Here is a 13,706-nt window from a genome sequence, read left to right on the forward strand (position 1 = left end):
TCAGGAATGTTCCTGAATGGCTTTTAATTGAATCGGGATAAATTATTCGAAGATCCCCTGGTCTTTAAACTGTTGAATGGCCTGTTGATCAGGCTCTCCTGAAAAATCCAGTTCAATTTCATCGCCCGGCTGCAGAGATACTGCCAGAACACCGAGCAGGCTCTTAGCGTCAATGACCCAGTGGTCTTTACGAATCAGCACGGTATCCTCGTACTCTCCTAAACGGTTAACAAATGTGCTTGCGGTTTCCCCAAATACCGGCTTTTTAACAATCAGTTTCATGTGTGCACGCCTCCTTATGTATTTTTTATAGTATAGCTTACTAAAAAGGAGGTTCCAAGTTTTTCTTTCAATAAATCGTCATGGTAAACTAATAGCAGGAAAGGGTGTGAGTCCGTTGGACAGACTGCAGCAATATTTTCAACAGCGCAAAGCCGATATTTTGCACGCGGAACAATATCGCGAATATGCCGTATTTGTACCGGTCATCCGCCGCTCGGGGGAGGATCACTTTTTATTCGAAGTCCGGTCTCCGCACGTGCCGCAGCCGGGGGAGATCTGCTTTCCCGGCGGTAAAGTAGACAGCACCGATCCATCGCCTGCTCAAGCCGGGATGCGTGAGCTTGCAGAAGAAACAGGGGTCCTCCCTTCTCAGATTACCTATTATGGAGAACTCGACTATATGATTACACCAATGCGATCTATTATTTATCCTTTTTTCGGGCGCATTGATGAGGACGCTGCGATTCAGCCAAATGAGCAGGAGGTTGCAGAGGTGTTTACCGTTCCGGTAAGCCATCTCCTTGCAACTGCCCCGGAAACACATCCCGTTCATATTGCAGTGGAGCCTTCAGAAAGCTTCCCATACCATCTCATCCCTAAGGGAAGACAGTATCCTTGGGGAAAAGGGAGCGTGCAGGAGCACTTTTACCACTACCAGCAGTACACCATTTGGGGACTAACTGCCCGCATATTAACACATGCGCTGGATGAGGTTAAAAAAGCAGAATCATTGAAGAAAACGTTATAGCATCGGTTGTCAATAGAATGACGGTTCCACGAACTTTAATGACCCGGCGGTGAAGGGACCGCCGGGTCATTAAAGCAGTATATCAGTCCGTCCACTACATAGTCCTTATAAAGCGTTGTTTTTACGGCGCAGGTCTTCAAGCATTAGAAGCACCATGTTGGCCGAGTTGACAGAAGCCGTTTCCAGAAACTGATCATACGAAACGCGTGCATCCTGTCCGGCAATGTCCGATAAGGCACGGATAATAACAAATGGAATCTCAAACTGATGACAAACATGTGAGATAGCCCCAGCTTCCATTTCAGATGCATACGGGTCCGCAAAGCGGCTGCGGATCAGCGTCGTCTGCTCATCGCTGCTGATAAAGGAGTCCCCGGATACGATTAATCCTTCCACCGCGGTCGCACCAGCTTCTTCAACACATTCTTTTGCCGTTTCCACAAGCATGGTATCCGGCACATAAAAAGCAGGCATACGTGGCACCTGGCCAAATTCGTACCCAAAAACTGTGGCATCCACATCATTGTAGCGTACCTGTGTTGACACGACGACATCTCCGACTTTAAGCTCTTTATGAAAACCTCCGGCTGAACCGGTGTTGATAATATAATCAGGGAAAAACAGCTGAATCATGAGCGTTGTACTGATTGCTGCATTCACTTTCCCTATGCCGGATTTTCCGATAATGGTGTCGACGCCGCGCAGCTTTCCTTCAAAAAATTCACAGCCGGCTATAACCGTCTCTGTATAGTCTCCCATTTCCTTTTTCAACAGCTCAACTTCTTCCTCCATCGCACCAATTACACCTATTCGCATCCCTATCGCTCCTTCAGTCTCTCTTTGCAACTTTTACTATCTTAACGTACGACCGGCCGCAGAGCAACCAGTCTTCACCTGCAGGAATGGACGAATTCATCCCAGAGGTACCTGTGTTTCTCAGGAAAATACGTCAATTATTTAGAACAACCCTTTCGGTCTCTTTGTGGAAAGCTGTTTAAATGAGGAACGTTCCCCTGCCCAGCTTCTGAATCGGCCTTATACAAATTGTCTTGAAGCGAAAATCCGTTTAACCTTTGCGCGATTTCGATTATACTAACGGAGTACGCTTTTCGGAAAGGAGAAATTGACCATGTTTATTACCCCAGATTCCATTCATGATAAAATTGAGTTTTTTCAGGAAGCTGATTTTACGTCTCTGGAATCCGCTATACAGCAAAAAATTGATGCAAACAGCACGCTCATGCTAGAGGTTCACCACGTCGCTTATGAGACTGTACATGTACAGGATAAGCGACCTTACGTAACAGCGATGGTCCATTTTAAACAAAAAAAGTAACAGCCTGCAGTCTTCTGTTGCGGCGGCTTTCAGAGTGTTGATAACGTCATTTCAGGTGAATGGCCTTGCATCTGCCTGCATCTGCGGACCCTCGCTTTCCGGCGGGAACGGCCTCCGCTAACCGCTTCTTCCTTTCGTCCGCCGGATCTTCGCCTCGTTCTGATCCTCTCGGGAGTCGAGTTTCCCCCGATTTAGCAGCTGGCTGTCCGGTTGAAACCCTGGTGATGATTCACACGAGCTTGTTCCATCTAGAGGGAACCTTTCGTTAGGCAGCGCTTCGGTGTCGAATCGGGATGAACGTCAACGTATCCACCAAAAAAAGCCGCAGCGTCCAGCGATTGGAACGTTTTTCTCCATTAAACAAATCCATTTCCCCTTTGTGTCCGGCGGGGACGTCGAAGCCGCGAAGCCTGAAGATGCCGTGCCGTTCAGATCTGCAAACGGCATCCACGCACGAGCGGAGCCGGACTGGGTCTTGAAGGCTTCTTGTAAGAAGCCTGAGTCCGAGTGAATCCGTGCCTTTCTTCCCTTCATACAGGGGTCACCCTGAGAAATAGCTGAAGGGCAAGCCCACGGCAGGCTCGGTAAACAGAGGGGAAAGTCAATCAATCGAATATTCATGTAGGCTGTTTGACTTTCTCAAAAGCCTGAAAGCCGCCCGGCGTAAATGTGCCGGGCGGCTGTTATCGTTCGTATAGCTGTTAATTATAAGGATTGGAAGAGAGTCGATCCACATCGACCGGCATCCAGCCTTCGTTTTCAACCCATTCAAGCTCCACCTGATAAGGATTACTGTAATCAGTACCTCGTTCACTAACTGTACCGACTGCTGTTTGAGGACTTCCACCGTTCTCCAGTCTCCAAATAATCAGATCATCTTCGTCATTCGGCAGATCTGCTGCATAGACGATAGCACGAACCATTTCGTCCCAGTTCACGTGACTGCGGTCAAAAACAGGTTCGAACGGTTCTTCCTGGACCGTCCCAATCGGTCCCCAGTCCCCGTTTTGATCCGTATTATAGGCATCATCATTTTCCGTCAGATCGGCTTCGTTTCCGCCGCGGTCATTCGAATTGTTTTCGTTAGCGTCGTTATTGTCGTTATTAGCGTTATTCTCATTGCTGTCGTTCGCATTGTTCTCATTTGTGTTTGTTTCATTCGAAGCGTTGTTCTCAGCTTCGTTGTTCTCATTTTCCTCATTATTTAAATCGATGTTAATCGATTCATTCTCATTCGAATTCTCGTTTTCGCCGCCGTTCAGGTTGATATCCCCGTTATCAGCCGAGTCGGCTACCTCCTGAGACGCACCATCTTGTTCAGCTGCTTCATCGCTGACGCCTGTAAAGAGGCTGACGCTGACGACCACGATCAGCAGTGCTACGAGACCAATGGATATATTTAATATCGAGTTCATACGCTGTTTCTTTTTCACGTTTTGACGCTGCGGAATTTGTTTGCTCACGTTGAAACACTCCTCCTTCGCCCACTCTTTTCCTTTTATTATAGATGATCCGTGCAGATAATTCGATAACCTTTCTTCCTATTCGACGGTTTTTTTCTTTATTTAGGACTTTTACGGCTGTGCTCCGGTATTTTTACATAGTTTCGCTGCACATACCAAAACCGGTCGCCTCTGATGGCAGACCGGTCTGTGGTTTAGTAAATCTCAATAATTTCAACTTTCATATCGCCGCCTGGCGTTGATACGATTACCTGCTCCCCGATCTCTCGGCCAAACAGGCTTTTAGCCATTGGCGAATCGTTGGAGATCTTCCCTTCCAGCGGATCTGCTTCCGCGCGGCCGACAATCGTATATTCTTCCTCATCGCCATCTGGAAGCTCCTTGAATTTAACCGTTTTTCCAACCTGGACAGAAGATGTGTTCGTATCTTCCTCGATGATCTCTGCGTTACGGATCATCGATTCCAGCTGTTGAATACGGCCTTCAACAAACGCCTGCTCTTCCTTGGCAGAGTCATATTCAGAGTTTTCAGAGAGATCGCCAAAGCTTCTTGCTACTTTGATTCGCTCGACGACTTCTTTACGTCTTTCTGTCTTAAGAAGCTCCAGCTCTTTCTCAAGCTTCTCTTTACCTTCCTCCGTCATATAATGCTTTTCTTCTGTCATAGGTGTTCCTCTCCTTCACACAAATCTGGCAGGCAGCGTTTTCAAAAATAAGTCACCGTATATACAGGGAAGCGCCCGGCGCATTCAGCACCGGGACGCCGGAAATACGTTACAAAAATGAAAGTCTTATCCTGCGTTACAATTGTCATTATATAGAAAAAAGTCCTTTCTGCCAATAGGCTTTATAACATGGACTTTTCCTCTAGAATGGTTTTTATTTTCGTTACCATTAAGTCAATCGCCACGTGGTTATGACCGCCTTCAGGAACGATAATATCAGCATATCGCTTAGTCGGCTCAATAAACTGCAGGTGCATTGGTCTTACGACAGAGGTGTATTGATCAATGACACTGTCAATGGTTCTGCCTCGTTCATTGATGTCTCTCAGCAGTCGTCTGATGATCCGCATATCTGAATCAGTATCGACAAACAGCTTAATATCCATCAAATCACGAAGCCTGCTGTCTTCTAGGATCATGATTCCTTCAAGAATAATGACATCTCGCGGCTGCACGGGAATAACGCGCTCTGCCCGCGTGTGATTGGCATAGTCATAAACCGGCTTATCAACAGCTTCACCTTTCATCAGCTGATGAAGATGTTCAATTAATAAATCGTTATCGAATGCCAGCGGATGGTCATAGTTCGTTTTTAAGCGCTCTTCCATTGGCAGATGTGTCTGATCTTTATAATACGCATCCTGCTCAATCATCAGAATGGAATGCTCTGGAAACTGATTGTATACTTCATTCGCTACGGTTGTTTTTCCAGAGCCGGAGCCCCCTGTGACTCCGATAATAATGGGTTTATTGTGCATAATGGCGATTCCTTTCACGTCATAGTACAAGAGTATAATTTACATGTCAACTGATCTGTTTAATTCCGTTTGCACGCTGCAAGCAGACCGTCACCTACTGGCAGGATCATCGTCTGGAACTGTTCAGATGCCATCAGACTTGCGTTAAACGCACGCAGTCTGTCTGACATGTTGATGAATCTGTGGGACTCTGGCTCCTCAGTGCCCGGCACGTAGCCTCTAAACAGCACGTTATCAGCGGCAATCAGACCGCCGGGCTTTACCATCGGTTCATAGGTCCTGAAAAAAGCCTCATAGCTGCCTTTCGCTGCATCAATAAACAGCGCATCAAACGGCCCGTATTCAGCTGCTTTTGCAGCGGTTTCCAACGCATCACCCTTGATGAGCCGGAATCGTTCAGCAACGCCGGCCTTCTTCACATTCATTTCTGCTTCTGCAGCGCGTTCGCTGTCTCTCTCAATGGAGATCACTTCAAGGTCCGGCAGTTCTTCCAATAGCCGAATAGCAGAGTAGCCGACGGCCGTACCGATTTCCAGGATGCGGGAAGTGCCGTTCATTTGCAGCAGCGTAATCAACGCATGCAGCGCTTCCCGATCCATGACTGGAATATAACGACGAAGCGCGTCCTGTTCCAGCTCAGCTGAAAATCCGCTGGTAGACGGAATCAGCTCTGTCAGATAGGTTTTTAAGGCATCCTGCTGCATCTGTAAAAAACTCCTTCGTTAACAGCCCGGATTATTTTATCACGGGGTTTTTCGAGTGTCAAAACAACTTCCTACTGATATTGCCCCACCGTCTGCTGGTGCTGCTCATACGTTTCGTTGAAATAAATGTCTCCCTCTGGGGAGTGATAAAAGTAGAGATAGCTGTGTTCCTCCGGGTTTTCGACAGCCTGAATGGAAGCTACTCCCGGATTGTTGATCGGTCCTGCAGGCAGACCGGTTTGATTGTACGTGTTATAAGGTGATTCAATTTCGGTATCTTCGTTAAACGTACGTGAAAGTCTTTCCCCGTGCGCATAGGATACAGTAGGATCCATCTGCAGCGGCATTGGCACGCGCATCCGGTTTTCAATCACTCCGGAAATCATCGGCCGCTCTTCATCATTCTGCGCCTCACCCTCAATAATGGAGGCCGCCGTAAGCAGCTCATGAATTGTATAGTCACTCTCACCTGTCAAGGCTGCGTTCAATTCCGCCTGCATCCGGTCCAGCATTGTCTCAATAATCTCCTCTGGCTGCGGGGTTTCCTCCAGGAAATCGTAGCGCGCCGGGAAGAGGTAGCCTTCAAGAGGTTCACGCAGATCCTCATCCAGTATTTCTTCTGTCAGCATGTCATACTGCTCAATCAGTTCATTCAAATAGTCTTCATCACGGGCCGTGCCGATGAGTTCTTCTACCTCCAAGCCAGATTCATCAGCTGCACGTGCAAAAATTTCTTCCGCCCAGAACCCTTCCGGAATAGTAAAGGAAAGTGCATATTCTTCCTGAACGGAGCCTTCCTTCAGCTCTTCTATGATGTCATCTACGCTCATAGCGGTGGAGAGCTGATACGTCCCTGCCTGAAAGCCGCTCTCATTCTGGAATCGTACATAATACCGGAACATCGTTGAACTGGATATAACTCCATTCTCTTCCAGAACTCCTGCTATCGTATCTGTACCGGAGCCAATTGGAATTTCCACCTCAACTTGTTCTGGTTCTTCCTCATCCACCGGGCCGAGAGAAGCCATTACGTATTGATACGATCCGAACGCGACCGCGGCTGCAACAAGAATCATAAGTACAAGCAATGAAAAGACAATTTTTCGGACGAGTCCTGCTTCCTTTCGTCTCTCCTGCAGCAGCTTCTGATGCTGTTCACGGCGCTGCTGCTTTTTTTCTTCTTTTGATAATTCTGTCATCCCATTCTCTCCCTCCCAGCCCGGTGAACACGAATACATGTCCACCGACAAAACTGCGCTGGACAGCTGTCACACAAAACAGAGCGGCCCCCCTGAAGCAGCCTGCTTCCGGAACCGCCCTGCTTTATCCTGCAGGCTGCTTATATTTTACTGATCCTCGTCCATATCTTGGATCGTATTGAATACTTCCTGGACCATATCCCATTCCTCTTCCGTTTCAATTGGGAAGAGAGAGAGATCTTCGCCTCCAGTATCCTCATAACGGAAGGCGTGCACCTCTACTTCGTCTTCGTCTGATTCTCCGGTTCCCTCCGGTGCAATCAGCACATAAGAGTGACCTGTCTGCGGGTTATCGAATTCCAGCACCTTTTCAAATAGGTGCTCGTCGCCTGTTTCCTGATCCGGAATAATGATCCGGTTATCATCCTCAGCAGGCTTTCTGATTTTCAGATCGGAATCTGCCATCGTCTCAATCGCTCCTTTACGGTCTGCTGTCGAGATAATTTTGTAAAATCATCACAGCAGCCATTTTATCGATTACTTTTTTCCGTTTCTTGCGGCTGACGTCTGCACCGACCAGCATCTTTTCCGCTGCGGAAGTCGACAGACGTTCATCCCACATCTCTACGGGTAACTCTAATTCCCTTCTCACCTTCTCTGCAAACGCCATGCAGAGTTCGGCACTGGGACCGAGGGTTCCGTTCATGTTTTTCGGAAGCCCGACAACGACCGTTGAAACGTCGTGCTCGTTGAAAAGCTGTTTCAGCTCACGTAAATCGGCCTCTTCCTCTGTTCGACGGACTGTTTTCACACCCTGGGCGGTCCAGCCGAAGGCATCGCTTACAGCGACGCCGATCGTTTTCGTGCCGACATCCAGACCTGCTGTTCTCATTTGTTTTGTCCATCCTTCAAGTAAGACCGGACGAGGGCTTCAATCATTTCATCCCGTTCCAGCCTGCGAATCATCGTACGTGCATCGTTGTGGCGCGGAATGTATGCAGGATCGCCGGACAGAAGGTAGCCGACAATTTGATTGATCGGATTATACCCTTTCTCCTCCAATGATCCGTATACGCTCTCGAGCACTTCGCGGACCTGTCTGTCCATTGAATCGTCATTAAAGTTGAATTTCATTGTTTTGTCCATGGAACTCATTGCTTTCCCGCCTTTCTATCGTGCCGGATTGTTTTCCATGCCCGGGTCAGCCCGCAGCTTATAAGAAGCGGGCATGCCGGCTTTGATTCTATTCTAGTACGAATTGCAAGAGAAGTACATGCTTCTCCTCTATGCTGTCACAATTTCTGACACTTTATTCAGTGCTTCCGGAATTTTTGAAGCGTCTTTCGCTCCAGCCTGCGCCATGTCAGGCCGGCCTCCGCCGCCTCCGCCGCAGACAGCCGCGACTTCCTTGATGAGCTTTCCAGCATGATAGCCTTCCTGTACAAGATCAGGAGATACAGCTGCGACAAAGCTGACTTTTCCGCCATGCGATGCACCGAGTACTAAAATCCCGGAGTCCATCTTCTCTCTCAATGAATCAGCAAGGCTTCTCAGCGCATTCATATCCGGCGCTTGAACCTGCTCTGCCAGAACCGGAACGCCGTTCACATACTCAACTCGATCCAGAATAGCTGTCGCTTCGATCCGGCTGATTCGGGACGTAAGAGATTCGTTTTCCTTTTCTGCATCACGCAGCTGCTGCTGAAGCATCGATACGCGCTGCGGAACTTCTTCGGCACTTGTTTTCAGCGAAGCTGCTGTCTGCAGAAGCACATTCTCCCGTTCTTTCATATATTCATAAGCTTTTTGGCCAGTGACTGCTTCTATTCGTCTGATGCCGGCGCCGATACCTCCTTCCGAGACGATTTTGAACAGTCCGATCTCGGCAGTGGAGGCTACGTGGCAGCCCCCGCAAAGCTCCAGGCTGTAGTTTTCCATTTGCACGACGCGTACGCTGCTGGAATATTTCTCGCCAAATAACGCCATAGCGCCCATCTCTTTCGCCTGCTCCAGACTCGTTTCAAAAATCTCAACCGAAATCCCGTTCCAGATTTTCTCGTTGACGATTGCTTCTATTTTCTCTTTTTCCTCTGTGCTGACAGGTCCAAAGTGGGAAAAGTCGAATCGCAGTCTGCCTGGCTCCACTAATGATCCAGCCTGATTGACGTGCTCCCCTAATACATCCTTTAGTGCCTGATGCATCAAGTGGGTGGCAGAATGATTTTTAATGATGTCTCGCCGACGTTTTCCTTCCACCTCAGCAGTCACTTCTGCTCCAGTTGAGACAGTACCGGAAAGGACTGTCGCTTCGTGCAGATGCTGGCCGTTTGGCGCCTTTTGAACATCCGTAATTTCCAATTCTCCGCGGCTGCTTTTAATCAGGCCGGTATCTGCAGTCTGTCCACCGCTCTCCGCATAAAAAGGTGTTTCTGAAAGCATCAGATGAATACGGTCTCCTTCTCCGGCCATATCCGTGCGTGCCCCATCTTTCACAATGGCAGTAACAGTCGTATCAGCTGATAAAGCATGATACCCCGTAAAGACGGATGGCTCTGTAATAGCACCGAGCACTTCATCCTGCTGCTGCATGGAACCAGAGTCCTGCCGAGCTGCACGGGCGCGATCCCGCTGTTTCGCCATTTCAATCTCGAACCCATCCCGATCTGCTTTTAATCCTGCCTCTTCTGCGTACTCCTCGGTTAAATCAACCGGGAACCCGTACGTATCATAAAGCTTAAACATGCCTGGTCCATCCAGCGTTTCGCTGCCGGAAGCTTTAGCATCGGCGATCATCTGCTGCAGCATTGTCAGCCCTTCATGAAGCGTTTCGTGAAAACGCTCCTCTTCGTTTTTGACGACCTTTTGAATGAATTCGGACTTTTGCAGGACTTCCGGATAGAAATCTTTCATTATTTCACCAACGACCGGAACAAGGCGGTACATAAACGGTTCGTTAATACCGAGCGTTTTCGCATACCGGACTGCGCGGCGCAGTAACCTTCTCAGGACATATCCACGGCCTTCATTAGATGGGAGTGCTCCGTCTCCGACTGCAAACGTTACGGTACGGATATGGTCAGCCACTACTTTAAATGCTGTATCCATTTCGCTGTCACGGCCGTATTCTTTACCGGAAATGGAGGCCGTTTCACGAATGATCGGAACAAACAGGTCTGTGTCGAAATTCGTTTTAGCGTCCTGAATGACAGAGACCATCCGCTCCAGTCCCATGCCGGTATCAATATTTTTCTTTGGAAGCGGCGTGTAGCTTCCGTCGCTGTTATGGTTAAACTGGGAAAACACCAGGTTCCAAATCTCCAAGTGACGTTCATTTTCTCCGCCTGGGAACATTTCCGGATCAGTTGGATCATCGCCGTACGCAGGTCCTCGGTCGTAGAAAATCTCAGTATTTGGTCCGCACGGGCCTTCCCCGATGTCCCAGAAATTTTCCTCGAGTCTGATAATGCGCTCTTCTGGAAGACCGACCTCTTCGTGCCAGATCTGAAATGCCTCGTCATCCTCCGGATAAATCGTCACGGCAAGCTTTTCCGGATCAAATCCGATCCATTTTTCGTCGGTCAGAAATTCCCATGCCCAATGAATCGCTTCTTTTTTGAAATATTCGCCGATCGAGAAATTGCCGAGCATTTCGAAAAATGTGTGATGCCTTGCTGTTTTCCCGACATTTTCAATATCATTTGTACGGATTGATTTTTGTGCATTAACGATACGCGGGTTATCAGGGATCACTCGACCATCGAAGTATTTTTTTAACGTGGCGACCCCGCTGTTGATCCAGAGCAGAGACGGATCCTCATGCGGAACGAGCGAAGCACTCGGCTCCACTGCGTGCTGTTTTTCTTTAAAGAAATCGAGATACATTTGTCTGACCTGTGCAGATGTCAATTGTTTCATCGTTCATCTCCTCCTCGCAGTTTGCATAAAAAAATCCCGTCTCCCGGCTTCTTGCCAGGGACGAGATGCTCGCGGTACCACCCTTGTTACAGACGTATGTCTGTCGCTCAAAAGTGCGTAACGGGCACGTGCCGGCAGGGTTTATCCTGCACTCGGGAGCAGCAGCTGCAGCGCTTCTCTGAAGACTTCTTCCAGCCATGGAAGTCCTTCTCTGGCAGAGGGCTGCTGCAGCATTCTCCTTCATCGTCTTAGTTTATATCCGATACATATTATAGAGATACTTTCTATCAGCTGTCAAACGAATTTTCTTTTTTGGCTTCAGCGAGCCGCTCTTGAAGCGATGTAAAGCGAAGCAGCTCCTGCTCGGCTTGCACCGCTCTGTTCAGCGCCTCCCATTCCCCGCACAGCAGCAAAAATTCTCTCGCTCTCGTAATACCTGTGTATATCAGCTTTCTGCGAAGCATTCTGCTGTAGCTGCGGACCACCGGCATCACGACGATCGGAAATTCACTGCCCTGTGATTTATGAATCGAACAGCAGTAGGCATGGGTAATCTGCGAGAGCTCTGATCTGCCGTATGTGACCTCGGTCCCATCAAATGAAATAACAAGCTGCATCTTTTTATCCGTCGTTTCTTTTTCTGTCAAAATGGCTACGATTTCGCCGCGGTCACCATTGAACACATTTTCTTCCGGATTGTTGACCAGCTGGAGCACGACATCCCCCTTCCGGTAGACGATATCGCCGTACTGTACTTCACGGACTTTGCCGGTCTTCGGATTAAACAGCTCCTGCAGCATCGTATTAAGCTTTGTAATGCCAGCGGGGCCTTTATACATCGGAGCCAGAACCTGAACATCCTTTGCAGTGTACCCCTTTGCTTTTGCTCCGCTGCATATTTTTTTCACTGCATCCTCCACCGATTCCGTCCGGCAGGGGAAAAAGCGCAGGTCCCTGCTCGACGTATCGATCTCATCAGGGAGCACCCCTGCTTTTACCTCATGTGAAAACGTAATGATATGCGAGTCTTCAGACTGTCTGTAAATATCCGTAAGCCTCACGACCGGGATCAGCTCAGAGGCAAGCAGATCTGTCATCACCTGGCCCGGTCCTACAGAAGGAAGCTGGTCTTCATCTCCTACGATCAGCACCTGCATGCCTGAAGGAACAGCCTTAAACAGCTGGTTGGCAAGCCACGTGTCGACCATCGACATCTCGTCTAAAATTAACAGCCTGCCTTCAAGCTGATTCTCCTCATCCTTGTCAAACCCTTCCTCTTCGCTGCCTTTATATCCGAGCAGGCGGTGAATGGTTGACGCCTGCAGCCCGGTTGATTCGGTCATCCGCTTGGCAGCTCTCCCGGTCGGGGCGGCAAGCAAAAACGGGAATGCTTCTTTCTTTCCGCGATAATCATCCCGATTCAGCGAAAGCCCGTGCAGCTCAGCAAACACTTCAAGAACACCTTTAATGACAGTGGTTTTGCCTGTACCAGGACCCCCGGTTAGCATCATCAGCGATGCAGAGACAGCCGTTTCAACTGCCAGTTTTTGTGACGGGGCGTAGGTAATGCTGTAAGTATCCTCCACTTTTCCTAGCGCCTTATCAAGCTCAGCATCCGGAAATTCCTCCGGCTTCTCCTGACGCATCAACCTGTTCAGGTTCGTGGCTATTCCCTGTTCGGCATAATATAACGAGGGAATATACAAGCGGCCGTCGGCTTCCTCGAGTACGACCTTTTCTTCTTCATGCAATTCTACAGTGACATCCCCCAGACTTTCAGGAGATACAGTCTCGTTGCCTCGCGTCAGCAGCTCCAGCGCACCGTCCAGCGCCTGTTCGAGTTGAACGAATACGTGGCCTTCGTTCAGGCTTTGTTCGTACAGAATGAACAGCACGGCTGCTTTGAGCCGGTCCGGATGGTCGCCGGTTACACCCTGCTTTTGTCCGAGCTGATCTGCCTTAATAAAGCCGACGCCTTCTACATCCCCCACCATCTGATACGGATTTTCTTCGATAATGCGCAGGGCATCCGTCTGATAGGTTTGATAAATCTTGACAGACAGCTTCAGTCCAAATCCATATTCGTACAGGCGCATCAGCACTTCTTCTATTCCCTGATCCTCCTGAAGCTGCTTGTAGATCAAATCGGCTTTTTCACTGTCGAGTTTAGGTATTTCAGTCAGTCTCGACGGCTTCTCCAGAATGATGGATATCGCCTTCGTCCCGAACGCTTCGACAATAGCAGAAGCTGTCTTCTTGCCGATCCCCGGAAACCGGTCGCTGGAAAAGTACAGCATCAGTCCATTGTGCGTATCCGGCATTTCTTTCTTATATGTATCAAAAGCAAACTGCTTCCCGAAACGGGGATGCTCTTTCATGAAACCGGAAAACGTATAGACCGTTTCCCGGTCCGGTTTTGCCATCAGTCCGACGACGACCGTTTCTTTCTCTGACAGTTCTTCGGAGGACTGGATGATTTTTAGTTTTGCGACCGTATATAGAGAATCCTCCTGGTGATAAATCACGTGAGAGATTTCTCCTTTCACAAACTCCTTTTCCTCCATCATCGGACCTCC

At 48.8% G+C, this 13,706-nt stretch carries 14 protein-coding genes; 2 read left to right on the top strand and 12 right to left on the bottom strand.

Going from position 1 to position 13,706, the window contains the following annotated elements; genetic code table 11:
- Positions 1–42: 42 nt before the first annotated feature.
- A complete protein-coding gene (locus ACFO4L_RS16675) occupies positions 43–282 on the bottom strand; it encodes an HPr family phosphocarrier protein (RefSeq protein ID WP_377910796.1) in 240 nt (79 codons plus the stop codon).
- A gap of 106 nt (positions 283–388) precedes the next feature.
- Here ACFO4L_RS16675 and ACFO4L_RS16680 point away from each other — a divergent pair, with 106 nt between their 5' ends.
- Positions 389–1,030, top strand: a complete 642-nt coding sequence (locus ACFO4L_RS16680; RefSeq protein WP_377910797.1) for an NUDIX hydrolase — start codon at positions 389–391, stop codon at positions 1,028–1,030.
- Between the two features lie 105 nt (positions 1,031–1,135).
- Here ACFO4L_RS16680 and mtnN read toward each other — a convergent pair whose 3' ends face one another.
- Positions 1,136–1,846, bottom strand: coding sequence for a 5'-methylthioadenosine/S-adenosylhomocysteine nucleosidase (gene mtnN / locus ACFO4L_RS16685; RefSeq protein ID WP_377910798.1), 711 nt, complete (start codon positions 1,844–1,846; stop codon positions 1,136–1,138).
- A 313-nt stretch (positions 1,847–2,159) separates the two neighbouring features.
- Here mtnN and ACFO4L_RS16690 point away from each other — a divergent pair, with 313 nt between their 5' ends.
- Positions 2,160–2,366 carry a DUF2536 family protein gene (locus ACFO4L_RS16690; protein ID WP_377910799.1) on the top strand — a complete coding sequence of 69 codons (207 nt, stop codon included), beginning with the start codon at positions 2,160–2,162 and terminating at the stop codon, positions 2,364–2,366.
- A 701-nt stretch (positions 2,367–3,067) separates the two neighbouring features.
- Here the strand turns inward: ACFO4L_RS16690 and ACFO4L_RS16695 are convergent.
- The 10 genes from ACFO4L_RS16695 to recD2 all read right to left on the bottom strand — a co-directional run bounded on the left by ACFO4L_RS16695 (position 3,068) and on the right by recD2 (position 13,694).
- Complete coding sequence (locus tag ACFO4L_RS16695; RefSeq protein ID WP_377910800.1) at positions 3,068–3,829, bottom strand: YrrS family protein; 762 nt, start codon at positions 3,827–3,829, stop codon at positions 3,068–3,070.
- Between the two features lie 194 nt (positions 3,830–4,023).
- Positions 4,024–4,494: a transcription elongation factor GreA gene (gene greA / locus ACFO4L_RS16700; RefSeq protein ID WP_377910801.1), complete on the bottom strand. Its 471-nt coding sequence runs from the start codon at positions 4,492–4,494 to the stop codon at positions 4,024–4,026.
- 182 nt (positions 4,495–4,676) lie between these two features.
- The gene (udk, locus tag ACFO4L_RS16705) at positions 4,677–5,312 is read right to left on the bottom strand and encodes a uridine kinase (RefSeq protein ID WP_377910802.1); all 636 of its coding nucleotides are present in this window, start codon (positions 5,310–5,312) and stop codon (positions 4,677–4,679) included.
- A 59-nt stretch (positions 5,313–5,371) separates the two neighbouring features.
- Complete coding sequence (locus ACFO4L_RS16710) at positions 5,372–6,016, bottom strand: O-methyltransferase (RefSeq protein WP_377910803.1); 645 nt, start codon at positions 6,014–6,016, stop codon at positions 5,372–5,374.
- A 71-nt stretch (positions 6,017–6,087) separates the two neighbouring features.
- Positions 6,088–7,215 carry an endolytic transglycosylase MltG gene (gene mltG / locus ACFO4L_RS16715; protein ID WP_377910804.1) on the bottom strand — a complete coding sequence of 376 codons (1,128 nt, stop codon included), beginning with the start codon at positions 7,213–7,215 and terminating at the stop codon, positions 6,088–6,090.
- 147 nt (positions 7,216–7,362) lie between these two features.
- The gene (locus ACFO4L_RS16720) at positions 7,363–7,680 is read right to left on the bottom strand and encodes a DUF1292 domain-containing protein (protein ID WP_377910805.1); all 318 of its coding nucleotides are present in this window, start codon (positions 7,678–7,680) and stop codon (positions 7,363–7,365) included.
- 16 nt (positions 7,681–7,696) lie between these two features.
- The gene (gene ruvX, locus ACFO4L_RS16725; RefSeq protein WP_377910806.1) at positions 7,697–8,107 is read right to left on the bottom strand and encodes a Holliday junction resolvase RuvX; all 411 of its coding nucleotides are present in this window, start codon (positions 8,105–8,107) and stop codon (positions 7,697–7,699) included.
- Positions 8,104–8,370, bottom strand: coding sequence for an IreB family regulatory phosphoprotein (locus ACFO4L_RS16730; protein ID WP_377910807.1), 267 nt, complete (start codon positions 8,368–8,370; stop codon positions 8,104–8,106). Before ACFO4L_RS16730 ends, ruvX begins: the two co-directional genes overlap by 4 nt.
- Before the next feature lie 129 nt (positions 8,371–8,499).
- On the bottom strand, positions 8,500–11,130 hold the full coding sequence (alaS, locus tag ACFO4L_RS16735) for an alanine--tRNA ligase (RefSeq protein WP_377910808.1): 2,631 nt from the start codon (positions 11,128–11,130) through the stop codon (positions 8,500–8,502).
- Between the two features lie 287 nt (positions 11,131–11,417).
- Positions 11,418–13,694, bottom strand: a complete 2,277-nt coding sequence (recD2, locus tag ACFO4L_RS16740; protein WP_377910810.1) for an SF1B family DNA helicase RecD2 — start codon at positions 13,692–13,694, stop codon at positions 11,418–11,420.
- Positions 13,695–13,706: the final 12 nt, after the last annotated feature.

The organism is Bacillus daqingensis (assembly GCF_042654445.1).
Lineage (GTDB): Bacteria > Bacillota > Bacilli > Bacillales > Salisediminibacteriaceae > Alkalicoccus > Alkalicoccus luteus.